We start from the raw sequence: 23884 nt of genomic DNA, 5'->3' as shown, positions 1-23884 counted from the left end.
ACCGGCAGGTATGGACATCGACTTCACCAGGCTCAGGTACTTCGTCGCCGTCGCCGACGAACTGCACTTCAAGCGGGCCGCCGACAAGTTGATGATCACCCCGTCGCCGCTGAGCAAGCAGATCAAGATCCTTGAGAAGGAACTCGGCGGGGCGCTGTTCGAACGCGGTTATCACGAGGTGCGCCTGACCCCGCTCGGCGAGAGGTTGATCGGTCCCGCGCGTGAAATCCTGCGCCGTGTCGAGGATTTCAAGGCCACTGCCGAAGAGGGCGCGGGCGGCTCGGCCTCGATTCGGTTGAGCGCCACCGCCTATGCACCGTCGGACCTGCTCGCACAACTGGAGACGGTGCTCGGTGAATTGCGGCGCCCGACCGAGTTCAGCATGCCGGGATCCGGCACCGAGGTCGCCGCCAAGCTGATCGCCGGGCATGCCGAACTGGGCCTGATCCACTTGCCCGCCAACGACAAACGGCTGCGCCACAAGGTGGTGGCCAGCTACCAGGGCGCGGTCGCGGTCCGGTTCGACGATCCCCTCGCGGCCAAGGACCTGGTCGCGATCGAGGAGTTACGTGAGCGGGAGGTCGTCATCGACTTCGCCCGGCCCAACCCGGTGGTGCTGGCCGGTTTGACCCGCAGGCTCAACAGCCGGGGTGTGCACCGCATCGTGCGCACGACCAACCAGCGCGGCGGCGAACTCGAAATGGCCACCCAGGTTTTCAACCGGCATCTCGTCGCGCTGGTGAGCTACGCCCCCGACTCATTCATCGGCAAGATGTTCTCCCCGCCCGAGTTCAAGCTCATCCCGATCGACGAAACCAACTGGGCCCCGGCCCGTATCGCGTTGGCGTGGGCGCCCGAACGGCTGCGCGGCAGGCTTGAGGAGATCGAGTCGGTCGTCGATCAGATCGCCGACCGGCTGGGACCGGTGCGGCGCGGCGCCTAAAGGGTGCGGTCACTCACCGAGCGACTCGATGACCGCTTTCAGTTTGTGTCCGACTTCCTCCGCGACGGGTTTCAGCCCGGGTTCGTCGGTGACGTCGACCAGCAACTGCGGGTTCATCGCCTCGACGAGCGTCGTGTCCGGATCCTCGGGATCGGTGCGGACCACGACGTTGCACGGCAGCAGCAGACCGATCTGACGTTGCACGCCCAGCGCGCGGTGCGCCAGCGGCGGATTACAGGCGCCGAGGATCAGGTAGTTTTCCATGTCCTCGTTGAGCTTGTTCTTCAGCGTCGCCGTCACGTCGATCTCGGACAGCACACCGAATCCCTGCTCGGCCAGCGCCGTTCGCGTGCGGGCGACGGCGTCGTCGAACGACGTCGCGAGGCTCGTGGCCAGAGCGATGCTCATGATGACTCCTACGTGTCAGGCCAGGGCGAGGAAGAGCTTCTCCAGTTCCGCCTCGGTCATGGGTTGTTCGTTTCCGTCCTGGTCGCCGGTGATGCATTCCCGTAAACCGGTCGCCACGATCTTGAAGCCGGCCCGATCGAGCGCACGTGACACGGCCGCGAGTTGCGTCACCACGTCCTTGCACTCGCGGCCCTGCTCGATCATCGAGATCACCCCGGCGAGCTGGCCTTGTGCGCGTCGCAGCCGGTTCAGCACTGCGTCGATGGATTCCTGGTCACCGACCATTTCTTCGTCCTTCCGTCATAGGACCCATGTTACCCGTGGGGGTATATCTTGCCCAGTTCAACGCCGGCGGCAGCGGTCGGGATTCCCGCCGTCACGGCGACCATGGAATAACCGACTTCGGCGCTGTACTGTAATACCCATAGGGGTATATGCCGTCAGGAGGCGATGCCGGGAAGGAGTCGGCAATGTGTTACCCAGTTCAGTGCTCGACCTGCGGTAAGACGACGTGGGACGGCTGTGGCCAGCATGTCGATGAGGTGATGCGGTCAGTGCCGGCCGCACAGCAATGCCGCTGTGAACGAGCGACCGAACCACCACGCCGTCCAACACGCAGGTTGTGGCGCCGGTAGCCGGGATACCGGAACGTCCATGGCGTTGGCGATAGGGCTGGCTCTCGGTGTGCTGCTGGGACTGCTCGGCGGCGGAGGATCGATCCTCGCGGTCCCAGCGCTGGTTTACGGGCTGGGTCTCGGTATCAACGAGGCCATTCCGATCTCGCTGGTCGTCGTCGCCACGGCTTCGGCCGTGGGGGTGCTGCCGAAAATCCGTGCCGGACAGGTCCGGTGGCGGATGGCCGGAATCTTTGCGGCGGCCGGTATCCCGGCGACCGTGCTCGGCAGCGCGATCAGTAGACACCTGCCCGAATCGGCGCTTCTGATCGGGTTTGCGATCGTGATGGTGGTCGCCGGCACCCGGATGCTGGCCGATCAGGACAACGCCGGCACCGCATGCGAAGTACGTGCGGGGCAGGTTAATTGGCGCCGCTGCCTGCCGCGTTCGATAGGTGCCAGCCTGGTGGTCGGCTTGCTGACCGGACTGTTCGGCGTGGGTGGCGGGTTCCTCATCATCCCGGCGCTCGTTATGGTGCTTGGCGTCGAAATGTCCGCGGCCATTGGCACTTCGCTGCTGATCATCCTCGCCAACTCCGCAGCCGGCATCTTTTCGCATCTGCACGGCATCAGCGTCGACTGGTCGCTCACGGCGGCGTTCGTCGGTGCCGCGACGGTCGCCTCCCTGGTGGCCGGCTACTTCGGCACAAAGATCGAGACTGGTCGCCTGCAGCGCTGGTTCGCCTACCTCGTCTTCGTCGTCGCCGCCTACGTACTCGTCGACACCGTCTTCCTTAGATGAACCACAGAAGGGGAACCAATGGACGTCTCGATCATCGAAACCTCAGGGCTGGGTGACCGCAGCTACCTGATCAGCCACGGCGACGTCGCAGTGGCGATCGATCCGCAGCGCGACATCGACCGCGTGCTCGCGCTGGCCGGCGAACATCGGGTTCGCATCACGCATGTCTTGGAGACGCACCTGCACAACGACTATGTGACGGGAGGGCTGGAACTGTCGCGCACCGTCGGCGCCGAGTACGTGGTGCCCGCCGGCGATGACGTCAACTACCCCCGTCGTGCGATCGCCGACGGTGAGATCATCGACGCGGGACCCATCCGGTTGGAGGCGATGCACACCCCGGGACACACCCACCATCACGTCAGTTATGTGCTCCGCGACGACGCCGACGAGGTGCACGGCGTCTTCACCGGCGGCTCAATGTTGTTCGGCACCACCGGACGCACCGACCTGATCGGAACCGACTCCACCCGGGAACTCACCCACGCGCAGTTCCACTCGGTCCGCAGGCTCGCCGAGCAGTTGCCCGCCGACACTCCGATCTACCCGACCCACGGTTTCGGCAGCTTTTGCTCGGCCACACCAGCTTCCGGCGACGCATCCACCATCGGCGAGCAACGGCACACCAACCCGGCTCTCACACAGGACGAGCAGAGCTTCGTCGACGAGCTGCTGGCCGGGCTCTCCGCCCACCCTGCGTACTACGCACACATGGGCGTCATCAACCGCGACGGGCCGGCGCCGGTCGACCTGACACCACCCGAACCGATTGACCCTCGGGAACTTCGGCGCCGACTCGAGGCCGGTGAGTGGGTGGTCGATCTGCGTAACCGCACCGTGTACGCAGCCGGCCATCTGCAGGGATCGTTGGGTTTCGAGCTGTCTGGGTCGTTCGTCAGCTACTTCGGTTGGCTCTACCAATGGGGGGCGCCGGTGACACTGATCGGCGAATCTCCCGATCAGATCAGCGAAGCCAGGCGCGAACTGGTGCGCATCGGAGTCGACCGGCTGACCGGCGCGGCCACCGGAGACATCGATGCGCTCAGCGACGGCGCCCCGGTGGGCTCCTATCCGGTCGCCGATTTCGCCACGCTGGCGAAACGGCGTCGGATGCAGACGCTGACGGTGCTCGACGTGCGGCAGAGCCATGAGTACGCGGCCGAGCACATCCCGGCCGCCGTGAACATCCCGCTGCACGAACTGCCGGGCCGACTCGATGATGTTCCGGCATCGACGGTCTGGGTGCACTGCGAATCCGGCTACCGGTCCTCGATCGCCGCGTCTTACCTCGCCCGCGCCGGCCGAGACGTCGTGCTCATCGACGACGACTTCGAGAACGCCGCCAAGGCCGGCTTGACGGTCCATTGAGCCGAATCGGGACCGCGCTGGCCAATCGGCCACGGTGACACGGGACGTGGACCACAATCGACAGTTCCAGCAGCGAGCGAGGTCAAGGTGATGGATGAATCCCTGGTGCTGCAAGACCGTGACGAGCGCGGCGTCGTCACGCTGACCCTGAACCGTCCGCAAGCCTTCAACGCGCTCTCCGAGGCGATGCTCACAGCGCTCGGCGAGGCCGTCGACACCCTTGCCGACGACGAAACCGTGCGCGCCGTCGTGCTCGGGGCGGCCGGAAAAGTGTTCTGCGCCGGCCATGACTTGAAGGAGATGCGGGCTGAGCCTTCGCTCGAGTACTACCGGCAACTGTTCGCACGGTGCACGGCCGTGATGCTGGCGATCCAACGCCTCCCCGTCCCGGTGATCGCACGCGTGCACGGTCTCGCGACTGCCGCCGGCTGCCAACTCGTCGCGATGTGTGACCTCGCGGTGGCGAGCCAGGACGCGCGCTTCGCGGTCAGCGGCATCAACGCCGGGCTCTTCTGCGCCACCCCGGGAGTGGCGCTGTCGCGAAATGTGCCCCGTAAGGCCGCGTTCGAGATGCTCGTCACCGGGGAGTTCGTTTCCGCCGACCAGGCCCGCGCGCTGGGCCTGGTCAACCGGGTCGCTGCGCCGGGCACCCTCGACGACGAGATCGCGGCACTGGTGGCACACATCGTCGCCAAGCCGCGCGTCGCCGTCGCGACAGGCAAGGCGCTCTTCTACCGCCAGATCGACGTCGGCATCGAGACCGCCTACGACGACGCGGGTGCGACGATGGCGCACAACATGATGGATCCGTGCGCCCTTGAGGGGGTCCAGGCCTTCATCGAAAAGCGGGCCCCCCGTTGGTCGCCAGCGCCGACGACGTAACCGATCGGACCTTAACCCGTCGACGACGCCGCCTTGCGTGCGGCGATCTTGGCGCGGACGTCTTGCATGTCGAGTCCCTTCACCCGGGTGATCAAGTCCTCGAGCGCCGCCGGATGCATCGCTCCGGGCTGGCTGTACACCAGCACGCCGTCGCGAAAGGCCATGACCGTCGGGATCGACCGGATCTCCAGGGTTGCCGCCAGGTCGCGCTCGGCTTGCGTGTCGACCTTGGCATGGACGACGTCGGGGTGCGCCGCCGCGGAACGTTCGAAGGTCGGGGCGAACGCGCGGCAGGGGCCGCACCACGACGCCCAGAAGTCCACCAGCACAATCGGATTGCCGACGATAGTGGACTCGAAATTGTCGTAGGTCAGGGTCTTGGTTGCCATGATCGCTTCCTTTCCGTGTTTGTGTCCAGCGCTGCCGACTGCTACGCGAGGCCCTTGAGCATCAGGTTCCCGTACATGAACGGCAGCCCGTATTTCTTGCGGTACCAGTAGCTTCGGTGCGGCTCAGGCGTTCTGCCGGGATTTCTCCCAGGCGCCGAAGCCGCCCAGGATGTCGCTGACGTCGGCGAACCCGTTGTGCCGCAACAGGCTGGCCGCCACCGACGACCGGTAGCCACCGGCGCAGTAGACGACGGTCGGCTTGGCCGGATCCAGCTCGCTCAGCCGGCCGGGCAGCTGACCCACCGGGATCTCGATCGCATTCGGGATGGTGCCCGCCGCGGCCTCGCCCGGGTTGCGCACGTCGACGATCTGCAGGTCGGCCAGCTCGGCGGCGCGCTGGTCGAATGCGCTGGCCGTCAGCCGGGACGCGATCTGCACGTCGTCCTGGTGGTCGAACATCACCTCGAACGGGCGGTCCAGATAGCCGATCACCCGGTCGAAGCCGATGCGCGCCAGCCGGGTCTTGGCTTCCATCTCCTGGCCCGGTTCGGTGAACAACACGACGTCGACGTCGGTCGGCACCACCGATCCGGCGTATTCGGCGTAGCGGCCGTCGAGCCCGACATTGATCGCGCCGCGCAGATGCCCCAGCGCGAACTCCTCCGGCCCGCGGCCGTCGACCAGGATCGCACCGGCGTCCATCGCGTCGCGCACCTGCTCGTAGCTCATCGCCGTCGGCCTCTCGGTCTCGTCCAGCAGTTCCCGGTCCTTGCGGTTGAGGATCGCGTCGTAGACGAAGTAACTCGGTGCCGGTGGCTGCCCCTCGGTGACCAACGCCATGAAGGTTTCCTTGTCGGGGGCGCGCAGCGCGTAGTTCGTCTCCTTCTGCTCGCCGATCGTCGACCACAGGTCGGTCGACAGGTTCTTGCCGCAGGCCGAACCCGCGCCGTGGGCCGGATACACCCGGGTGGCATCGGGCAGCGTCATCAGCTTGTGGTGCAGCGAGTCGTAGAGCTTGTCGGCCAACTCCTCACGGGTGAACCCGATCGAGGCCAGCAGGTCCGGCCGGCCGACGTCACCGATGAACAGCGCATCGCCGGTCAGCACCCCGTAGGGCACCTCGTCGTCGGGATGTTCGTAGACGACGATGCTCAGCGACTCGGGCGTGTGGCCGGGGGTGTGGCGGTACTCCAGCGTCACCTCACCCAGCGAGTAGCGCTGGCCGTCGGCCACGCCCATCGACTCGAACTCTGTCTCGGCAACCGAGGAGTACACGATCTTGGCGCCGGTGGCCTTAGCCAGCTCCAGGTGGCCGGACAGGAAGTCGGCGTGGAAGTGCGTTTCGATGACGAGTTCGATGGTGTATCCCATCTCCTTCGCGTCCGCGAGGTACTCGGCCACGTCGCGTTGGGGGTCGACAACGACTGCGCGCCCGGTGGTTTCGTCGGCGATCAGGTACGACGCGTGCGACAGGCAGTCCAAGTAGTACTGGATGAATTTCATGGCGGCGGTCCTTTCGTTTCGGTGCTAAGGGGCCGTCTGACCATCAGACTGCCGATACCCCTCAGGGTATGTCAAGTACCCTAGGGGGTATAGATATTCCGTCTGCATTTACCCCTGGGGGTATGTGTACTATGTGCCTGGCTGTACCCCCCGGGGTATCCGGATTCGCTCGGCTCGAAAGGACGCCAAAGATGCCCGCACCGATGACCATCGACTGCCAGGACCTCAGCCAGCTGCTGGAATCGGCCATCCCGCCGCGGGTGCTCGACGTCCGCACCCCGGGCGAGTTCGAGACCGCCCATATCGCAGGCGCCTACAATGTGCCCCTGGACCTGCTGCGCGAACTCCGCGACGAGATCATTCGCCACCTCGACCAAGACATCGTCCTGGTCTGCCGTTCAGGTCAGCGCGCCGCGCAGGCCGAGGAGACGCTGCGCAATGCGGGGCTGACCAACGTGCACATCCTCGCCGGCGGCATCACCGCCTGGGAAGCCAAGGGATTCGCGGTCAACCGCGGCGTCGAACGTTGGGACCTGGAGCGACAGGTCCGCCTGGTAGCGGGCGGCGTCGTGCTCTCGAGCATCCTGGGCAGCATCGCCGTGCCAAGGCTCAAGTGGGTGGCGGGCGCCATCGGCGGTGGCCTCGCGGTCGCGGCGGTGTCCAACACCTGCGCGATGGGCATGTTGCTCTCGAAGCTGCCGTACAACCGGGGCGCCACCTGCGATCCGCAGGCCATCGTGTCGCGACTGGTCGACTCAGCCGAAACACGCGGCGGCAGATCATGATTGGGTTGGCAATCGGCCTTGCCGTGTTCGTCGGCGTCGCGCTGGGACTCCTCGGCGGCGGCGGATCCATCCTGACCGTTCCGCTGCTGGCCTACGTCGCCGGAATGGACGCCAAACAGGCGATCGCCACCTCGCTTCTGGTCGTCGGCGTCACGAGCGTGATCGGTGCGATCTCACACGCGCGGGCCAGGCGGGTGCAATGGCGCACCGGTCTGGTCTTCGGCGGTGCGGGTATGGCCGGCGCATACGCGGGCGGCGTGCTGGCCCGCTACATCCCGGGCACCGTGCTGCTGATCGGCTTCGCCGTCATGATGGTCGGCACCGCGGTCGCCATGCTGCGCGGCCGCAAGAACGTCGAGGGCACGGCCGACGACCGCCACCTGCCGGTATCGAAGATCTTGGCCGAAGGTCTGGTGGTGGGCCTGGTCACCGGTCTGGTCGGCGCCGGGGGCGGATTCCTCGTGGTGCCCGCCCTGGCACTGCTCGGCGGCCTACCGATGGCGGTGGCGGTCGGCACGTCGCTGATCGTGATCGCGATGAAGTCGTTCGCGGGCCTGGGCGGCTATCTGTCCAGCGTGCAGATCGATTGGACGGTCGCGCTGGCGGTGACGGGCGCGGCAGTGGTGGGTTCGGTCATCGGAGCCCGGCTGACGGCGATGGTCGACCCCGAGGTGCTGCGGAAAGCCTTCGGCTGGTTCGTGCTTGCGATGTCCTCGGTGATCCTGGGTCAGGAGATCCACCCGAGCGTCGGAGCGGCCGCGGCGGCGCTCGCCGCGATCGCGGCGGGCGCCACGCTGGCATGTGCCCGCCTGCAGATCTGTCCGCTGCGACGGCTCACCGGTGCGGCCGCACCCACTCTGAATGCGGCCAGCCCGGCGATCTGACGATCAGAACTGGTTGCAGGTGTCCAGCACGGTCCTCATCGTGGCGATCTTCGCCTGGCCCTCCGGGGAGTTCTTCCACTCATCCCACTTGGCGCGCTTTTCCGGGCTGATCTCGGGCTTGTTCGCCCGCTTCTCTTCCATCTTCGCGTGGCGTTCCTCGACGGACAGGTTGAGGATCCGTTCGAACTTGCCCATCTTTTCCGGGTTCGCCGCGAGGTCCGGGGCGTGCTGCTGGGCGGCCGCCTGGAACTGCGGGAAGCTGCAGGTGGTGTTGAGCAGCTTGTCGTGGGGTTCTGCCGCGGCGGTGCCTGCGCCGAACAACAGGCCGGCGGTGGCCAACCCGGCAAACGTCGCGATCAACGGGGTGCGGATGGCAGCCAAGTCGATGTCCCTTCTCGTAGGCGTGATCTTGAAACCTCCCACGAGTTAACCAGAGCCCGGTATAAGGCCAGCTCAGAGCGTTGAGGGCGGGTGCTCGACCTTGCACCGCAACACCGACATGTCAGACGTCTCGGGCGTCAGGACGCCTCGGCTTCGTCGCGCTCGTCCTGCAGTCGGTCCTTGCTGCGCAATGCGCGCAGCAGCGTGACGAGCAATAACCCGCCGACGACGTTGCCGATCGCGGTGTAGCCGAACCACTTGAGCCAATCGAGATGGCCGAACGGCGCACGACCCGTTATCAGCGCTCCGAAGATCAGCAGCGAATCCAGGATCGAATGAAACAGTTGCAGTCCGGCGAGCAGAAACCCTCCCGCGACGGCCGCGGCGATCTTGCCGAACGTCGAATCGGTGCCGTGCTGCATCCGCGTCATCAACGTGATGACCATTCCGCCAAGCAACGCCAGCGCCGCCGTCTCGGCTGACAGCGGGGCGGTGGCGAAGTGGGTAGCCGACTCGATCGTCTGCGCATGCAATTTCGGGTACGCGGTCATGATCAGCCACATGATCACCCAGCCCCCGGCGAGGTTGGCGATCAGCGTTCCGCCCCACAGCTTGAGCAGTTGCCAGACGCTGGCGCGTTTGGCGGCGACCGTGGTGACCGGCACCAGAAAGCCCTCGGTGAACAGTTCGCTGCGGCCGAGTAGGAGCGCCATGAAGCCGATCGAGAAGGCGATTCCGGCGAGCAGGTGGTTGTGCGTTGCGGCCAACACCGACAGATAGGCGAGGACGCCGACGGCCACCTCGGTGCCGCCGAAGAAGCCGGTGACCAGCACTTCGCGCCAGCTGCGGTGCAAACGTTGCGTGCCCTCGCCCAGCATCCGCTGGAAGGCGCCCTCCAACTCGTCCTCGATGGGACTGTCCGACTCACCTAGCTCACGCTGGCTGGTTTTGCTCACGGGGTGGTCCTCACGCTCGGATGACGCGGCAATCGCGAATACCCGGAGTCGGCGGCCTCGAAGCGCTCGTTTTTGCGCCCAGGGTCCATGCGCTGCGATCCGCACAGCCATGAGCGCATAACTCAACGCCCACGGCGCAGCGGGGTCACCGCAACACCGGGCGTTAGGGTGCTTTGGTCGGCCACCGCGAACCAGCCGATAGAAGAGTTGAGCAATTTCATGACCACAGCAGCAGAATCGTCGGCGCTCGAAGCCCGGATCGGCCACTACTACCAGATGGACGGCACCTATCTGGTCGGCCGCGAGAAGGTGCGCGAGTACGCCCGTGCGGTGCAGGACTATCACCCCGCGCACTGGGACGTCGCCGCCGCCGCCGAGCTGGGCTATTCGGGGCTGGTGGCGCCGCTGACCTTCACCTCGGCGCCCGGGATGTCCTGCAACCGCCACATGTTCGAGCAGGTGGTCGTCGGCTACGACACCTATCTGCAGACCGAGGAGGTCTTCGAGCAGCACCGCCCGATCGTGGCCGGCGACGAGCTGAAGGTCGACGTCGAGCTCACCTCGGTGCGCAGGATCGCGGGCCGGGACATGATCACCGTGACCAACACCTTCACCGACGCCGCAGGCGAACGGGTGCACACGCTGCACACCACCGTCGTCGGCGTCACCGCCGAGGATCTCAACCCGGAGGTCAAAACGGCGGTGCAGAAGGCGATGATGCACGACGTGGACTTCTCCGGCGTCGGCACGCTGGATTCGGCGTACCACAAGACGGTGCGCCCCGAGGGCGAGATCCGGATCGCCGAAGCGGGCATGAACCGCACCCCGGGCACACCGTCCTTCGACGAGGTGGCGGTCGGCGACGAACTGCCGGTGCGCCACACCCGGCTCTCCCGCGGCGACCTGGTGAACTACGCCGGGGTGGCCGGTGACGCCAACCCGATTCACTGGGACGAGGAGATCGCCAAGCTGGCCGGGCTACCCGATGTGATCGCCCACGGCATGCTCACGATGGGGTTGGGCGCCGGGTTCGTCTCCGCCTGGTCGGGGGACCCGGGGGCGGTCACGCGTTACGCGGTACGGCTTTCGGCGCCGGCGATCGTATCGGCCAAAGAGGGCGCCGACATCGAGTTCAGCGGACGGATCAAGTCGCTGGACCCGCAGACCCGCTCCGGCGTCGTCGTGGTCGCGGCGAAGTCGGCCGGCAAGAAGATCTTCGGTCTGGCGACGATGAACATCCGCTTCCGCTGAGTCGAAGCGATCAGCACAGGTCGCGTTGCGCGGCGCTCAGCACGTCCATCGCGACGCCGGTCGCCACACCCAGGTCCTCCCGAATCATGATGACGACGTCGGGTGCGAGCACACCGGAGTTGGTGGCCGCGCATGCCCGGTAACCCTCCGAGAGCAGCGGATCGGCTTGCAGGTACGTATAGCGTTCCTGCAAACCCTCCAGGTATTCGTCTTCTGTCGCGCCGGCGGGTGCGGCAAAAAGTACTGCGAGGGCCGCGGTCGCCATCCCAAGATGCATCAACGGAAACATGTGAGCCACCATCGCTAGTGTCAGATTCCAGTCGCCAGACCATGATGATAAGCGCCGCTGCGTTCGCCCGCGGTTACTTCAGCAAACATCCTTGTGCGCACTGAGCAAGAAGCCGGGCATCATCAGCATGCCGTCGGCGCTGCGCTTCACGTTGGACAGGTCAGCGGTGTCGTCGGATATCGGTCCGTCGTTGCCGTACAACGTCGCCGGACGCACCTCGTCGACGATCCACCGGGTCGCAAGCGTGTCCCGCAGTTCATCGGCGGTGAAACCGTTGGGTCCGGGCCGGTCGTGGCCGAACGGTCGTAAGGCGAAGGCCAGGATGAACAACGCCGCGCCTGGCGCGGCCGCGCGGTGAATCGCCTCGACATAACCCTGCCTGCTCTCCACCGGCAACGTATGCAGGCACCCGCTGTCCAGCACGGTGTTGAACCGGCCGTCGTAGCCGCCGAAGTCGGTGATGTCGGCTTGGGCAAATGTGGCTGACGTCAGACCGCGCTCGGCTGCGGCCGCCGTGGCGGCGGCGACGGCGGTCGGGCTGGCGTCCAGGCCGACGACCCGATAGCCCTTCGCCGCCAACGCCAATGACAGTTCTGCGTGCCCGCAGCCGGCGTCGAGAACCTCGCTGCGGACCTTGTCCTGTTCGATCAGCGCCGCCAATTCAGGCTGGGGCGCGCCGATACTCCACGGAGGCAGAGTGTCCTGTCGATAGATCTCGTCCCAATCCATCTGTGGCTCAGTCATGTTCGCCCCTTCCTCACACACCGCTGCGCGCGCGCATGTCCTCCGCGTGCTCCTCGCCGCGGAAGTAGGCGCGGGTTTCGCGGTACACCAACGGCGACAGGATGACCAACCCGATCAGGTTGGGCAGCGCCATCAAGCCGTTCATGACGTCGGAGAAGGTCCACACCGTCTGCAGCGCCGTCGTCGCGCCGATGTAGATCACGATGATGAAGACGATCCGGTACGGCACGACTGCGCGGCGGCCGAACAGGTACTCCACGCACCGTTCGCCGTAGTACGACCAGCCCAGCAGGGTGGAGAACGCGAAGAAGATCACGCTGATCGTGACGATCACGCTGCCCCAGCCGCCGGGTAGGCCCTCGTCGAATGCGCGTGCGGTGAAGCTCGCGGCGTCTTCGGAGCCCGCCTCCTTCCACACGCCGGTGACGACGATCGTCAGCGCGGTGAAGCTCACGACCACGAGGGTGTCGATGAACGTCTGGGTCATCGACACCAGCGCCTGCCGGACCGGATGGGTGGTCTTGGCGGCGGCCGCGGCGATGCCGCCGGTGCCCAGGCCCGATTCGTTGGAGAAGATGCCGCGCGCGACGCCATAGCGGATCGCCGCGGCGACGGCGGCGCCCGCGAAGCCGCCGGTGGCCGAGGTGCCGGTGAAGGCGTCGGTGAAGATGAGGCCCAGCGCCGCAGGCACTTCGCCGATGTTGAAAGCCAGCACCCCGGCCGCCCCGAGGATGTAGATGACGATCATCACCGGGACGAACAGGCTGGTCACCCGTCCGATGCTCTTGATGCCGCCGAGGATGACCGCGGCCGCCAACACCACGATGATGATGCCGGTGATCGGCGCCGCCACGCCCCACTCTTCGCTGACGTTGGCCGCGACGGTGTTGGCCTGGGTCATGTTGCCGATGCCGAATGCGGCGATCGCGCCCGCGACGGCGAAGAACCCGCCGAGGAAGACGCCGACCGGGCCTTTGATGCCCTTTCGCAGGTAGTGCATCGGCCCGCCGGACTGCTCACCGGCGGCGTCGGTGCGGCGGAACCGCACGCCGAGAAAGGCTTCGCTGTACTTGGTCGCCATGCCGACCATGCCGGTGAACCACATCCAAAACACCGCCCCGGGGCCGCCGAGGGCGATGGCGGTTGCGACGCCGGCGATGTTGCCGACGCCGACCGTCGCGGCCAAGGCGGTGGAAAGCGCCTGGTAGTGCGAGATATCGCCTTCGGCGCCGAGGTCCTTACGTTTGACGAACGCCAGCCAGAACGCCAACCGGAACCGGCGCACCTGAATCCCGCGCAACAGCACGGTCAGGTACAGGCCGGTCAACAGCAGTAACGGGATCAGCAGCCACGGACCCCAGATGAAACTGCTCGCGTCGCCAAGAAGGTTGTCGATAGTCGTCATCGCACCGTCGCAATCCCGTAGACGTCAGAACTGGTGAAACGGTAGTGCACCCGCGCAGGCGCGATCCAGCGATTCGCACCGGCCGATACGGGTAACCCATCCGTATCGAAACCGAACGCTGAAGAGGACCCATGACTTCTCCAGACCCGAATGAAGCTGCGGAACAGCAGGATTCGCCTCCAGACGCAGTGCCGCCCGCGACTCCCGCATATTCGACTCCACCGCCTGAGGGGTTGCCCGACGCGGAGGATTAGCGGCTTGTGGAGCGTCCCCCTCGGCCGAAATAGAGTTCCTGGGTCGCGATGCAGACCAGCTGGCCCGTCCGGTTGTACATCGTCGAGGTGGTCAGCCCACGACCGGCGACACCGCTGGCGGAGAACTGGTCAGACAGCACCCAATCCGACAGGTCCACCGGCCGGTGAAACCACAGCGCGTGGTCGATCAGCGCGTTGAACCCGATCGGGGTGGCGCGCCGCATCACCAGCGCGGCCTCCAGCATCGTGGTGCCCGACAGATACGTCAGCAGGCAACTGTGCAGGATCTCGTCCGACGGCACCGGTTCGGCCGGACGCCACCACATCCGCAGCCGCGGCGACGGTTCCGGCAACTCGAGCGCGAGACGGGGCGGCGCGTCGACGTAGCGCAACTGGAACGGCTGCGGACGCACCCAGTGCCCGCCGTATTCGCCTGCGTAACTTGACAACTGCTCCTGCACCGGCGCCAGTTCGTCCGGATCGGTCACGTCGGGCATGGGGGCTTGGTAGTCCAGCGATTCGACGGGTTCGCTCAGCGAGACCAGCGCTTCGAGCAGGATCTGGCCGTCCTGGGTGGCGGTCACCTGCCGGGTCGACAGTGTGCCGCCGTCGCGTGCGGGGTCGACGCGCAATTCGACAGGGTAGCGGGCGTCGCCGGCGCGCACGTAGTAGACGTGCAGGCTGTGCGGAACGCGGCCCGGCGCGGTGCGGCTGGCCGCCATCAACGCCTGCCCGGCGATATGGCCTCCGATGATGTGGTGCGCGGGATTGTCGAGTTGGGTGGCGACGAAGAGATGGTCATCGCGGCGCTCCACCTCGAGGGTGGCGATGATCTCGGCCAATGTCGGCGAACGGTAGGTCACCGTGGCATCATGCCGCAGCCGAATTGCCGTGCCGGCGCGGTGAGCCTTTGGCCTATACTCACCTATACATAAACGGATCTATAGGTGAATCTAGGTGATCATTCGTTATGGAGGGCAGCGTTTACACGCCGGGCGCCGGCCATTCGCCACGTGTCCTGGCCGGACGCGACGCCTTGCTGCAGGACTTCGAGCTCATGCTCAACGACGTGTCGGTCCAGGGCCGCGTCCGGGCGCAGGACATCATCTTGGCCGGTCCCCGTGGCGTCGGAAAGACGGTCACTGTGACGGCCTACGGCACGCTGGCCTCCAGCACCGGCTACGAGGTGGTGAACCTCCAGGCGGTCGCCGGCCAAGCCGGACTCGTCGATTCGTTACTGCACAGGGCAACCGGCAAGCTGCAGGCAGGCGCGGGTCCGTGGCAGCGGGCAAAGAAGGCCTTCGATCGGCTCGCCGGCGTCAGCGTCGGCGCGGCAGGGTTTTCCGCCGGGTTCACCACCCGGTCGCCAGAAGCGGGCCGATTGCCGGCTACCGATGCCGGCACGCTGGCCGAGGCGTTGCTCACGGTCGCCGCCGAAGTCCGCAGGGACCGGCCCAATGGCGGTCTGCTCATCACGCTGGACGAGCTGCAGGTTGCCTCGCCCGCCGACCTTGCACTGCTCGCCGCCACACTGCACCGGCTCAACGTCGATCACCCCGAAGCCGCCGTCGTCTTCACCGGCACGGGGCTTCCCCACACGCCGGAGGCGCTTCGGAAGGCCGGCGTCACCCACCCGGATCGCCTGTTCATGTTGGAGCCGCTACCGCTGACCCTCAAGGCCGAGGATGCCGCGTACGCCGTCGTGGAACCCGCGCGTCGCATCGGCATCAGCTGGCAACCCGAGGCGGTCGAACGCATAGTGACCGCCAGTAACGGCTATCCGGCGCACCTGCAACTCTTCGCGCACGCAACGTGGACCATCGCACCGGGTCCCAGCGTCATCACACTCGCCGACGTGGAGAAGGCATTGCCACGAGCGGCCGCTCAGTTGGAGCAACGCAGCCTCGGGCCCCGCTGGGATCGCATGCCCGACCGGCAGATGGAGTTCCTTGCCGCCCTTGCCTTGTGCGGCGGGCGCGCGACCACCGCGCAGCTCGCACGCATCCTCGGCCGGACCAGCCAGGAACTTTCGTGGATACGCCAGGCGCTCATCGAAGAAGGTGACGTGTTCGCGCCCAAACGAGGTCAACTTTGCCTGACCGTGCCCCTGATGGCTCCGTTTGTGCTGGCCCGCTATGAACAGGCACGCCGCGACACCGGAGACGACGTCATTCTCAGCCTGGAAGCCATGCGGAACAACGGCGGCATGGGCACGCCGGCACTGCGCTCCGATCGCTGAGTGCGGCCGCCCGGGGGGTGGGTGTCCCGAGCGTACGTGACGTCCTCGCTGAGCCCGGTGTCGGCGAAAATGATCGCCGGCTTGTCGGAGTACTCAGTGCATATGTGCCCGGGTACAGCGGCGTACTCCCTTGTACTGCATTACGGTTCGGTTGTGGTGGTGATCCCCCATGCCGATGCGAGCCAGATCGCCCGGACCGTATCGAGCATGGCGCGGGTCTGCGACTGGGTGCACTTGTTGACGCGGTCTCGGTAGAACATGTGCATGGTCATCTCGAGCAGCGTGCGGACCAGCGCGGGGACATCGCCGGAAACCGGCTGGGCGTGGCCTTGTTCGCGGTCCTTGATCACCTGGTCGGCCAGGATGCTCGCCAATCGCTCGTTCCAGCCGTCCCACAGGGTTGCGAGCTGTCCGTCGAGCGGGATGGCCTGCACGGAGGCCACGAGGACGGCTTCGTGGGCATGCCATTCGTCGACGGCAGCGCCGGCGGTACGGTCCAGGAACTCGGCGACCGTCTCGTTGTCGAACCGGACGAAGGCCTTGGCCCGGTCCATGAGGTCGGACCAGACGTCGGAGGTCAGCACGGCGAGGGCGGCGTATTTGGATTCGAAGTAGAAGTAGAACCCGGATCTGCGGACACCGGCTTCCTCGGCGATCTCACCGACGGTCAGTTCGCCGATCGGCCGGTGTTGGAGGAGTTTTGTCACGGCCTCGAGGATGGCCCGTTGCTGCCGCTGGCCTTTGCTCGGCGCGCGCCGATCCCCGGCGACCGAAGTGCTGGACACGGTGTCGACTCTATCGAGGTCCGGCCGGTCGGGTGACCAGACGGCCGCGCACGTCGCCGTCCGCCAGACGCTTTAGGGCGGCTGGGAGATCGTCGAACGCGAACTCTTCGACGACGGGTTTCAGGGACCCATCGGCGATGAGGTCGAGGACGGCCTGCAGTTCGTCGAGGCTGGCCCCGAACGAGCCCCGCAACTGGACGTTCTTGAGGACCAATTGCTGAGGGGGAACAGGGATGTCGGAGTCTCCGAGACCGACAACGACGACGCGGCCACCCGGCTTGACGGCGCTCACAGCGGCGGCCGTCGTGATGCCCGCGCCGGCGAAGTCGATTGCCGCGTCGATGGCGTCGGGAACGGCTGTGATGGCGGAGAAACAAGCGCGGGCGCCCTGGGCCGTGGCGGCGTCGAAGGTTGTGGGATCCACGTCGACGCCGTATACGGTGGCGCCACGCAGAACCGCGATGCGCACCGCGTTCAGGCCGAGACCGCCCAGACCGACGACAACGACGGTCGAGCCGGGTCCGACCCCGGCTTCGGCGACGACGGCGTGGTACGCGGTGGCCACCGCGTCGGTGGCGACGGCAGCATCGGCGAAAGCGACGCCGTCCGGAATGCGAACCAGGTTGCGGACCGGAACCACGGCCTTCTCGGCATAGCCTCCGTCGTAACCCAATCCGATGCCGTCGGTGAACAGATTGTTCTGGCCAACCGGATGGGCGATCTGCGCTACTGCGACGCGGTCACCGATGCCGAAGCCGACGGCCTGCGGGCCGAGAGCCGAGATCGTTCCTGCGACCTCGTGGCCGAGGATGATCGGCCGCTTACCCAGCATGCCGTCCCCCATGCCCTGGACGATATGGACGTCGGACTGGCACATGCCGGCCGCTTCCACGTCGATGAGGACCTCACCGTCGCCTGGTTCAGGTTCGGGGACCTCCACGGCGACGAGGCCGGTGTCGGGCGATTCGTACTGGTATGCCTTCATGATCTGTTCTCAACTCCCCGGGATGAGCACCGGTTTGACGACTTCGCCTGCCAGCGAACGCTGTTCGGCGGTGTTGATGTCGGACAGTGGGAAGGTCTCGATCAGCCGGTCGAAGGGGAAGCGGCCGGCCTGCCATAGTTCGATCATCGTCGGGATGAACGACTGCGGGTCGGCGTCACCCTCGAGGATGCCGGTGACGGTGCGCCCGACGCTCAGCGCCATCGACCCGATCGCCAGATCTCCTTGCTGCACACCGACGAGCCCTAACGTGCCGCGTTGGTCGAGGGCCTCGAGGGCGGCGGCGATGACGCTGGGCAACCCGGTGGTGTCCAGGCCGTAGCGGATCCCCGCGGGGGCGATCGCGCGGATCTGCTCAATGAGATCGCCTTCGCCGCCCAGAATGGTGTGGGTGGCGCCGAGTTCTCGTGCGAGCGCGAGCCGTTCGGCGTTCACGTCGACGGCGACGATGGTCGTAGCGCCGGCGACCTTCGCGGCCATCACACCCGACAGCCCGACGGCTCCGACCCCGGTGATGACGAGCCCGTCGCCCGGCCGGATCCGCAATACTTCCAACACCGCGCCGGCGCCGGTCTGCACCCCACAGCCGAGCGGGCCGAGGAGTTCCAGCGGTAGATCCTTGTCCACCACAACGGCATTGGTGGCGTCTACCACCGCGTGGCTGGCGAACGACGACTGGCCAAACCACCGCCCGGCCACCGGCTTTCCGGTGGCGTCGGTCAGCGCCGGAGCGCCGTCGACGCCGGGGCCACCGAGGTTGCGCTCCAGGAAGGTGTCGCAGTAGGCCCGGTGGGCGCCACGGCAGTGGGCGCAGTTGCCACACGAGTCGAAGCTGAGCACGACGTGATCGCCGACCGCGACGGTGTCCACGGCCGCGCCGACGGCTTCGACGACGCCGGCGCCTTCGTGGCCGAGCACGATCGGCGGGGTGCCGAACCCGGCCCCGGCGCGCGGCAGCACGTCGGTGTGGCAATGCCCGGCGCCGACGATGCGCACCAGCACCTGATGCGCGCCCGGGGCGGCCAGCTCGAGCTCTTCCATCGTGTAGGGCGCGTCTTCGCCACGCAGCACGGCGGCTTGGATCTTCACGTCAAGCAGTCCTTTCAGGGCAGGTAGATCGACTTGAGCTGCTGGTAGGCGGCCAACCCCTCGGGTCCGAGTTCACGGCCCAGCCCACTGGCCTTCACACCGCCGAACGGTGCACCGAAGTCCAGCGTGTAGTTGTTCACCCCGATACTGCCGGTCTGCACCCGCCGCGCGATCTCCACACCGCGGTCCTGGTCGCTGGTCCACACCGAGCCGCCCAACCCGAAGTCGGAGTCGTTGGCGATGGCCACCGCCTCATCGACGTCGCCGTACGGAATCACGGCCAGCACCGGGCCGAAGATCTCTTCGCGGGCGATGGTGTGGGAGTTGTCCACGTTGTCGAAGATGGTGGGTTCGACGAACCAACCACCGTCGAGGTCGGCGGGCCGAGCACCGCCGGTGGTCACCCGCGCACCCTCCGCGACCCCCTTGTCGATGTAGCCCTGCACGCGGCGCTGCTGGTTCGCGGTGGCCAGTGGGCCGATCTGGGTGGCCGGGTCCAGCGCGTTGCCGACATTGAGGGACCGCGCGAAATCGCTGAGCAGATCCACGGTTTCGGCATAGCGCGTGCGCGGGGCCAGCACCCGGGTGCCCAGATAACAGGTCTGCCCGTTGTTCATCAACGTCGCGGTGAAGAACTGCTGCAGCAGCGACGGCAGCTGCGCGTCGTCGAGAATGATCGACGCCGACTTGCCGCCCAACTCCAGCGTGACCGGGCGGATCATCCGGCCGCAGACCTCACCGATCGCGCGCCCCGCGGCCGTCGAACCGGTGAAGGCGACTTTGTCCACCCCCGGATGGGCGACGAGGTAGGCACCGGTCTCCCGCCCGCCGGGCACGATGTTGACGACCCCGGCGGGGATGTCGGATTCCTCGACGGCTTCGGCCAGCAGGTGGGCGTCCAGCACCGTTTCCGGCGACGGTTTGATCACGACCGTGCACCCCGCGGCCAACAGCGGCGCGAGTTTGAAGAAGGTCAAGGTCTGCGGGAAGTTCCACGGCACGATCGCGGCCACCACGCCGATCGGTTCGCGATGCACCAGCGTGGTCCCGCCGGCGAAATGCGCGCGGCGTTCCTCGACCGGCTGGTTCTCCGCCAGCTCGGCGTAGTAGTTCAACAACAGCGCCGGCATCACCGCCTCGGTCGCCGAAGAGATCGCGATCGGCATTCCGTTCTGCACGCTGACCGCGTGCGCGATCGCGTCGGACCGTTTCGTCAGCGCCGCGGCGAGCGAGGAGATCGCCGCTGTCCGCTCCTGCGCGGTCCACGTCGCCCATCCGGTGGCATCGTCGAAGGCGCGTCGGCCCGCCCCGACGGCGGCGTCGACGTCGGCCTCACCGGCGGCCGGAGCCGTCGCGATCCGGTTGCCGGTGCTGGCCTCGAACACGGCGATGCGCTCTGAAGTCGCCGGGTTCGACCAGGCTCCGTCGATCCAGAAGCCCTTGGGTTCGGTGAACGTCATCCTCACTCCTATGTGCGGTTGCTGGTCAGGTCGGCGTCGACCCGGGTGGTGAAGTCCACGATGGTGCGCGCCACCAGATCTGGGTCGTCGTACATCGGGACGTGGCCCACCCCTGGCAGGGTGCTGAACTCGGCCTGGGGCACCAGTTTCGGGAACCGGGCCCCGTACGGTTTGAGCGGAATCAACGTGTCGCGCGCCGACCAGGCGATGTGCACCGGGCAGTCGATGCTGCCGAGTTGGTGTTCGCCGCGCAGCACGTCGTCCATGAGTTCGTGGTAGACGTCGCAGCGCAGGTTGTCCCGCACGAACGCGGCGGCCTCCACTACCGACACGCGGTCGCTGTGCGCCATCGCGGCGCTGAGCAACAGGTGCCGAATATGCTTGGAGCGCAAGACGAATTCGGCGTAGGGCGCCACCGCGGAGAAGATCGGGCGCGCCGTCTTGAGTTTCATCGCAAGCCGACGGATGTGTGTTCCGCGCGGTTCCCAGCCGAGCGCCGGGGACAGCGCCGTCACCGACGACGCCCGACCGCGTGCGGCCAGTTCCAGGGAGAGCCATCCGCCCAGCGAGTTGCCGACCAGGTGGGCGCGGATGATGCCGACGCGGTCGAGGTCGCGCTCGAGCTGATCGGCCAGGGCGCCGACGGTGGCCGCCGCGCCGGCGGGCAGTTGCGGTCCGCGCGCGTGGCCGGCCAGGCGCGCGACGTACACGTCGTGGTGTTGCTCCAGCGCGGGGACCACCGGGACCCAGTTGCGCCAGCTGCCGCTGAAGCCGTGGATACACACCATCGGCGTCGCGCGTTCCGCCTCTTGGCTGCTCACTTACCGCCTCCTAGTTGACATACTGTCAATTCTTAACGACAGTTTGTCATATTGCGAGCCGGATCACAACCAACTTCGGGAGAAACCGTGAACACGAACAGCCCTCAGACGGAGCGGCCCTTGCCGACCGACGCACGCATCGTGGTCGTAGGCGCCGGGATGGCGGGGCTGGGGGCGGCGTATCGACTCCTGGAGGCCGGCATCGACGATTTCGTCGTGCTGGAACGCGCCGACCGCGTCGGCGGAACCTGGCGTGACAACGACTATCCCGGCTGCGCCGTGGACGTTCCCTCGGCGTTCTACTCGTATTCGTTTGCGCCGAAACACGACTGGAGCCACTCGTTCGCGCGCCAGCCCGAACTGCTGGCCTACCTCGAGGATTTCGCCACCCAGCCGAGGATCGCCGAACGCCTGCACCTGAACTGCGGGCTGACCTCCGCCGAATGGAGCGACGAACGGCGGCGCTGGAGCGTGCAGACACCGAAGGGCGCGATCTCGGCGCAGCTGCTGGTGCCCGCGGTCGGCATCCTGAACCGGCCGTCCACGCCGGACATCCCGGGTCTGGAGTCGTTCGCCGGGAAGGTTTTCCACACCACCGCATGGGATCACGACTACTCGCTGACCGGTAAGCGCGTTGCGGTGATCGGGACGGGATCGACGGCGTCCCAGGTGATTCCGGCCATCGCCGCGGATGTCGGGCAGCTGACGGTCTTTCAGCGGTCGGCCGGGTGGGTGTTGCCGCGCATCGACTGGAAGGTCCCGCGCATCGAGAAGCTGCTGATGAAGTATGTGCCCGGGTTGCAAAAGGTTCGCCGCTGGCGCCAACACTGGCTGCGCGAGGTCCTGCTGCTGCCCGCGCTGCTCAAGCCGGGTCGCGACATCGCAGCGATCGAAGCGGTGTGCCGCTGGCACCTGCGCCGCCAGGTCCCCGACGCGGCGATCCGGGCGAAGCTGACGCCGAAAGATGCCTTCGGTTGCAAACGTCCGATCATGTCCAGTGACTACCTGCGCACGTTCATGCGGAACAACGTCGAGCTCGTCACCGAAGCCATCACCGAGGTTCGGCCGGACGCGGTCGTCACCGCGGACGGACGCGAGCACGAGATCGATGTCCTGGTGTTGGCGACCGGCTTCAAACCCTACGAGTGGGCCGATGCGGCACGGGTCGTCGGGCGCGACGGTACGACGCTCGATCACGACTGGCGGAAGCACGGCGCACGCTCCTACCTCGGCGGAGCGGTGCACGGATTCCCGAACCTGTTCTACGTGGTTGGCCCCAACACCGCGGTGTTCACCTCGATCCTGTTCATGATCGAACGGTTCATCGAGCACTTCGTGACGGTCGTGCAGGAGATGGACCGGCGCGGCCTGGAGGTGGTCGAGGCCCGCTCCGACGCGCAGGACGAGTTCGGTGACGAGATGGACCGCCGACTCGACGGAACGGTGTGGACCAGCGGTTGCACCAGTTGGCTGCTGCACGAGAGCCGGCACAACTCCACGTTGTGGCCCGGCAACACCACCGAGATCGCGGGCCGACTACGGCATTTCGACCCTCTGGCCTACGACACGGCCACGGCCGACGGTTCGACGCCGGAGGGCCTGCCCCGCGTACCGCAGTTCATCTGAGTCCATGGCGTCCGTCGTGGGTACTCCGACACCCATGACGGACACCAAGCCGGGAGACGATGCCGACGACCGCAACGCAGTGGTCATCTTCGCACCCCTTCCCGTTCTCACGGTCACCATCGAGGACCGCTCCGGGGAAGCCGACATCCACGTCCACGCAGGCGGCCAGGGGGTGTGGCAGTCCCGCATGATGTCCTCGCTGGGCGTTCCGGTCGTGCTGTGTTCGGCGCTCGGCGGGGAGACCGGCGACGTCCTCGGCCACCTGCTGCCCATGCGCGACATAACCGTGAAAACGGTGCCGGTCAGCGCGCGCAACGGTGCGTACGTGCACGACCGGCGCACGGGCAAAAGGGAAGTCATCGCCGAGGCGGCCGGTAGCCCCCTTGACCGACACGAGCTCGACTCGCTCTACGAGCTCACGCTGACCGAGGGCCTGACCCACGGCCGGGTCCTGTTGTCCGGTCCGCAGGGCGACCGGGTGGTGCCCGCCGACCTCTACCGGCGCCTGTCGACCGATCTGAGTGCCAACGGCTGCAAGGTGGCCGCCGACCTCGCCGGCGAGCGGCTCGAGGCGGTGCTGGCCGGTGAACCGGACCTCATCAAGGTCAGCCACGAGGAGCTGCTGGAGGACGGCCGGGCCAAGTCCGACAAGGCTGCCGACCTGGTCAAGGCCATGCGCGCGATGCGCGGCGAGGGCGCGTGCACGATCGTCGTCTCGCGGGCCGGCGATGCCCCGGCCCTGGCCCTGCTCGACGACGAAGAGGTCGTCGAGGTCGCGATGCCGACGTTGGAGCCGGCCGATTCCGCGGGCGCGGGGGACTCGATGACCGCGGGCATCGTTGCCGCGCTGGCGAGCGGTCGCCCGCTACGCCGGGCGTTGCAGATCGGCGCGGCCTGCGGGGCGCTCAACGTCGTGCGCCACGGGCTGGGCACCGGAGGTTCGGAGGCCGTCGAAACGCTTGCCGAACGGGTTGAGCTGCGGCCATGGAAGTAAAGGAGTACA

At 66.9% G+C, this 23884-nt stretch carries 25 protein-coding genes; 10 read left to right on the top strand and 15 right to left on the bottom strand.

Features of this window, described 5'->3' with window-relative positions; all coding sequences use genetic code 11:
* Positions 1-10 precede the first annotated feature (10 nt).
* Positions 11-943 carry a LysR family transcriptional regulator gene (locus ABQE93_RS04895; RefSeq protein WP_448406143.1) on the top strand — a complete coding sequence of 311 codons (933 nt, stop codon included), beginning with the start codon at positions 11-13 and terminating at the stop codon, positions 941-943.
* A 9-nt stretch (positions 944-952) separates the two neighbouring features.
* On the opposite strand, the gene ABQE93_RS04890 is transcribed toward ABQE93_RS04895, so the two are convergent.
* Both ABQE93_RS04890 and ABQE93_RS04885 read right to left on the bottom strand, forming a co-directional pair.
* Positions 953-1351: a DUF302 domain-containing protein gene (locus ABQE93_RS04890; RefSeq protein WP_448406142.1), complete on the bottom strand. Its 399-nt coding sequence runs from the start codon at positions 1349-1351 to the stop codon at positions 953-955.
* A gap of 15 nt (positions 1352-1366) precedes the next feature.
* The gene (locus ABQE93_RS04885) at positions 1367-1636 is read right to left on the bottom strand and encodes a metal-sensitive transcriptional regulator (RefSeq protein WP_448406141.1); all 270 of its coding nucleotides are present in this window, start codon (positions 1634-1636) and stop codon (positions 1367-1369) included.
* A gap of 369 nt (positions 1637-2005) precedes the next feature.
* Here ABQE93_RS04885 and ABQE93_RS04880 point away from each other — a divergent pair, with 369 nt between their 5' ends.
* The 3 genes from ABQE93_RS04880 to ABQE93_RS04870 all read left to right on the top strand — a co-directional run bounded on the left by ABQE93_RS04880 (position 2006) and on the right by ABQE93_RS04870 (position 5017).
* Positions 2006-2767, top strand: coding sequence for a sulfite exporter TauE/SafE family protein (locus ABQE93_RS04880; protein ID WP_448406139.1), 762 nt, complete (start codon positions 2006-2008; stop codon positions 2765-2767).
* An 18-nt stretch (positions 2768-2785) separates the two neighbouring features.
* Positions 2786-4135, top strand: a complete 1350-nt coding sequence (locus tag ABQE93_RS04875; RefSeq protein ID WP_448406138.1) for an MBL fold metallo-hydrolase — start codon at positions 2786-2788, stop codon at positions 4133-4135.
* Positions 4136-4225: 90 nt separating this feature from the next.
* Entirely contained in the window at positions 4226-5017 is a 792-nt protein-coding gene (locus tag ABQE93_RS04870) for an enoyl-CoA hydratase (protein WP_448406137.1), read from the top strand.
* An 11-nt stretch (positions 5018-5028) separates the two neighbouring features.
* Here the strand turns inward: ABQE93_RS04870 and trxA are convergent, their stop codons facing one another.
* Together trxA and ABQE93_RS04860 are read right to left on the bottom strand one after the other, a co-directional pair.
* Entirely contained in the window at positions 5029-5406 is a 378-nt protein-coding gene (gene trxA / locus ABQE93_RS04865; protein WP_448406136.1) for a thioredoxin, read from the bottom strand.
* A 123-nt stretch (positions 5407-5529) separates the two neighbouring features.
* Positions 5530-6909, bottom strand: coding sequence for an MBL fold metallo-hydrolase (locus ABQE93_RS04860; RefSeq protein WP_448406135.1), 1380 nt, complete (start codon positions 6907-6909; stop codon positions 5530-5532).
* Positions 6910-7100: 191 nt separating this feature from the next.
* Between ABQE93_RS04860 and ABQE93_RS04855 the strand changes: the two genes are divergently transcribed.
* Together ABQE93_RS04855 and ABQE93_RS04850 are read left to right on the top strand one after the other, a co-directional pair.
* Positions 7101-7694 (top strand): rhodanese-like domain-containing protein, encoded by a 594-nt coding sequence (locus ABQE93_RS04855; protein WP_448406134.1) that lies wholly within the window; start codon positions 7101-7103, stop codon positions 7692-7694.
* Positions 7691-8578 (top strand): sulfite exporter TauE/SafE family protein, encoded by an 888-nt coding sequence (locus tag ABQE93_RS04850; RefSeq protein WP_448406133.1) that lies wholly within the window; start codon positions 7691-7693, stop codon positions 8576-8578. The genes ABQE93_RS04855 and ABQE93_RS04850 overlap by 4 nt, the downstream gene beginning before the upstream one ends.
* Positions 8579-8581: 3 nt before the next feature.
* Here the strand turns inward: ABQE93_RS04850 and ABQE93_RS04845 are convergent, their stop codons facing one another.
* A complete protein-coding gene (locus tag ABQE93_RS04845; protein WP_448406132.1) occupies positions 8582-8959 on the bottom strand; it encodes a hypothetical protein in 378 nt (125 codons plus the stop codon).
* A 137-nt stretch (positions 8960-9096) separates the two neighbouring features.
* Positions 9097-9915 carry a formate/nitrite transporter family protein gene (locus ABQE93_RS04840; protein ID WP_448406131.1) on the bottom strand — a complete coding sequence of 273 codons (819 nt, stop codon included), beginning with the start codon at positions 9913-9915 and terminating at the stop codon, positions 9097-9099.
* A 219-nt stretch (positions 9916-10134) separates the two neighbouring features.
* On the opposite strand from ABQE93_RS04840, the gene ABQE93_RS04835 reads away from it, so the two are divergent.
* A complete protein-coding gene (locus ABQE93_RS04835; RefSeq protein WP_448406130.1) occupies positions 10135-11166 on the top strand; it encodes a fused (3R)-hydroxyacyl-ACP dehydratase subunits HadA/HadB in 1032 nt (343 codons plus the stop codon).
* Between the two features lie 10 nt (positions 11167-11176).
* On the opposite strand, the gene ABQE93_RS04830 is transcribed toward ABQE93_RS04835, so the two are convergent.
* The 4 genes from ABQE93_RS04830 to ABQE93_RS04815 all read right to left on the bottom strand — a co-directional run bounded on the left by ABQE93_RS04830 (position 11177) and on the right by ABQE93_RS04815 (position 14721).
* Positions 11177-11443 (bottom strand): hypothetical protein, encoded by a 267-nt coding sequence (locus ABQE93_RS04830; RefSeq protein WP_448438050.1) that lies wholly within the window; start codon positions 11441-11443, stop codon positions 11177-11179.
* Positions 11444-11533: 90 nt separating this feature from the next.
* Positions 11534-12199 (bottom strand): class I SAM-dependent methyltransferase, encoded by a 666-nt coding sequence (locus tag ABQE93_RS04825; RefSeq protein WP_448406127.1) that lies wholly within the window; start codon positions 12197-12199, stop codon positions 11534-11536.
* 13 nt (positions 12200-12212) lie between these two features.
* The gene (locus tag ABQE93_RS04820; protein ID WP_448406126.1) at positions 12213-13604 is read right to left on the bottom strand and encodes an alanine/glycine:cation symporter family protein; all 1392 of its coding nucleotides are present in this window, start codon (positions 13602-13604) and stop codon (positions 12213-12215) included.
* Positions 13605-13854: 250 nt separating this feature from the next.
* Positions 13855-14721 (bottom strand): acyl-CoA thioesterase, encoded by an 867-nt coding sequence (locus ABQE93_RS04815; protein WP_448406125.1) that lies wholly within the window; start codon positions 14719-14721, stop codon positions 13855-13857.
* 107 nt (positions 14722-14828) lie between these two features.
* Here ABQE93_RS04815 and ABQE93_RS04810 point away from each other — a divergent pair, with 107 nt between their 5' ends.
* Positions 14829-16097, top strand: a complete 1269-nt coding sequence (locus tag ABQE93_RS04810; RefSeq protein WP_448406124.1) for an ATP-binding protein — start codon at positions 14829-14831, stop codon at positions 16095-16097.
* A gap of 140 nt (positions 16098-16237) precedes the next feature.
* On the opposite strand, the gene ABQE93_RS04805 is transcribed toward ABQE93_RS04810, so the two are convergent.
* The 5 genes from ABQE93_RS04805 to ABQE93_RS04785 are packed head-to-tail and all read right to left on the bottom strand — an operon-like array spanning position 16238 to position 21255.
* Positions 16238-16882 carry a TetR/AcrR family transcriptional regulator gene (locus ABQE93_RS04805; protein ID WP_448406123.1) on the bottom strand — a complete coding sequence of 215 codons (645 nt, stop codon included), beginning with the start codon at positions 16880-16882 and terminating at the stop codon, positions 16238-16240.
* A 10-nt stretch (positions 16883-16892) separates the two neighbouring features.
* On the bottom strand, positions 16893-17867 hold the full coding sequence (locus tag ABQE93_RS04800) for an alcohol dehydrogenase catalytic domain-containing protein (protein WP_448406122.1): 975 nt from the start codon (positions 17865-17867) through the stop codon (positions 16893-16895).
* Between the two features lie 9 nt (positions 17868-17876).
* Complete coding sequence (locus ABQE93_RS04795) at positions 17877-18974, bottom strand: NAD(P)-dependent alcohol dehydrogenase (protein WP_448406121.1); 1098 nt, start codon at positions 18972-18974, stop codon at positions 17877-17879.
* Positions 18975-18988: 14 nt separating this feature from the next.
* Entirely contained in the window at positions 18989-20434 is a 1446-nt protein-coding gene (locus ABQE93_RS04790) for an aldehyde dehydrogenase (protein WP_448406119.1), read from the bottom strand.
* 8 nt (positions 20435-20442) lie between these two features.
* Positions 20443-21255: an alpha/beta fold hydrolase gene (locus ABQE93_RS04785; protein ID WP_448406118.1), complete on the bottom strand. Its 813-nt coding sequence runs from the start codon at positions 21253-21255 to the stop codon at positions 20443-20445.
* A 120-nt stretch (positions 21256-21375) separates the two neighbouring features.
* Here ABQE93_RS04785 and ABQE93_RS04780 point away from each other — a divergent pair, with 120 nt between their 5' ends.
* The gene (locus tag ABQE93_RS04780; RefSeq protein ID WP_448406117.1) at positions 21376-22881 is read left to right on the top strand and encodes a flavin-containing monooxygenase; all 1506 of its coding nucleotides are present in this window, start codon (positions 21376-21378) and stop codon (positions 22879-22881) included.
* Positions 22882-22915: 34 nt separating this feature from the next.
* Positions 22916-23875, top strand: a complete 960-nt coding sequence (locus ABQE93_RS04775; RefSeq protein WP_448406116.1) for a 1-phosphofructokinase family hexose kinase — start codon at positions 22916-22918, stop codon at positions 23873-23875.
* Positions 23876-23884: the final 9 nt, after the last annotated feature.

The organism is Mycolicibacterium sp. XJ662, from assembly GCF_053484035.1.
This window is presented reverse-complemented; position numbering and strand designations above follow the sequence as displayed.

What these genes read in the sequence shown, in the direction of transcription:
- ABQE93_RS04870 (WP_448406137.1), top strand. Translation starts at nt 4,226, where the DNA reads ATGGATGAATCCCTGGTGCTGCAAGACCGTGACGAGCGCGGCGTCGTC.
- ABQE93_RS04875 (WP_448406138.1), top strand. Translation starts at nt 2,786, where the DNA reads ATGGACGTCTCGATCATCGAAACCTCAGGGCTGGGTGACCGCAGCTAC.
- ABQE93_RS04825 (WP_448406127.1), bottom strand. Translation starts at nt 12,199, where the DNA reads ATGACTGAGCCACAGATGGATTGGGACGAGATCTATCGACAGGACACT.
- ABQE93_RS04830 (WP_448438050.1), bottom strand. Translation starts at nt 11,443, where the DNA reads ATGCATCTTGGGATGGCGACCGCGGCCCTCGCAGTACTTTTTGCCGCA.
- ABQE93_RS04775 (WP_448406116.1), top strand. Translation starts at nt 22,916, where the DNA reads ATGACGGACACCAAGCCGGGAGACGATGCCGACGACCGCAACGCAGTG.
- ABQE93_RS04895 (WP_448406143.1), top strand. Translation starts at nt 11, where the DNA reads ATGGACATCGACTTCACCAGGCTCAGGTACTTCGTCGCCGTCGCCGAC.
- ABQE93_RS04810 (WP_448406124.1), top strand. Translation starts at nt 14,829, where the DNA reads ATGGAGGGCAGCGTTTACACGCCGGGCGCCGGCCATTCGCCACGTGTC.
- ABQE93_RS04820 (WP_448406126.1), bottom strand. Translation starts at nt 13,604, where the DNA reads ATGACGACTATCGACAACCTTCTTGGCGACGCGAGCAGTTTCATCTGG.
- ABQE93_RS04835 (WP_448406130.1), top strand. Translation starts at nt 10,135, where the DNA reads ATGACCACAGCAGCAGAATCGTCGGCGCTCGAAGCCCGGATCGGCCAC.
- ABQE93_RS04890 (WP_448406142.1), bottom strand. Translation starts at nt 1,351, where the DNA reads ATGAGCATCGCTCTGGCCACGAGCCTCGCGACGTCGTTCGACGACGCC.
- ABQE93_RS04855 (WP_448406134.1), top strand. Translation starts at nt 7,101, where the DNA reads ATGCCCGCACCGATGACCATCGACTGCCAGGACCTCAGCCAGCTGCTG.
- ABQE93_RS04800 (WP_448406122.1), bottom strand. Translation starts at nt 17,867, where the DNA reads ATGAAGGCATACCAGTACGAATCGCCCGACACCGGCCTCGTCGCCGTG.
- ABQE93_RS04790 (WP_448406119.1), bottom strand. Translation starts at nt 20,434, where the DNA reads ATGACGTTCACCGAACCCAAGGGCTTCTGGATCGACGGAGCCTGGTCG.
- ABQE93_RS04850 (WP_448406133.1), top strand. Translation starts at nt 7,691, where the DNA reads ATGATTGGGTTGGCAATCGGCCTTGCCGTGTTCGTCGGCGTCGCGCTG.
- ABQE93_RS04885 (WP_448406141.1), bottom strand. Translation starts at nt 1,636, where the DNA reads ATGGTCGGTGACCAGGAATCCATCGACGCAGTGCTGAACCGGCTGCGA.
- ABQE93_RS04860 (WP_448406135.1), bottom strand. Translation starts at nt 6,909, where the DNA reads ATGAAATTCATCCAGTACTACTTGGACTGCCTGTCGCACGCGTCGTAC.
- ABQE93_RS04880 (WP_448406139.1), top strand. Translation starts at nt 2,006, where the DNA reads ATGGCGTTGGCGATAGGGCTGGCTCTCGGTGTGCTGCTGGGACTGCTC.
- trxA (WP_448406136.1), bottom strand. Translation starts at nt 5,406, where the DNA reads ATGGCAACCAAGACCCTGACCTACGACAATTTCGAGTCCACTATCGTC.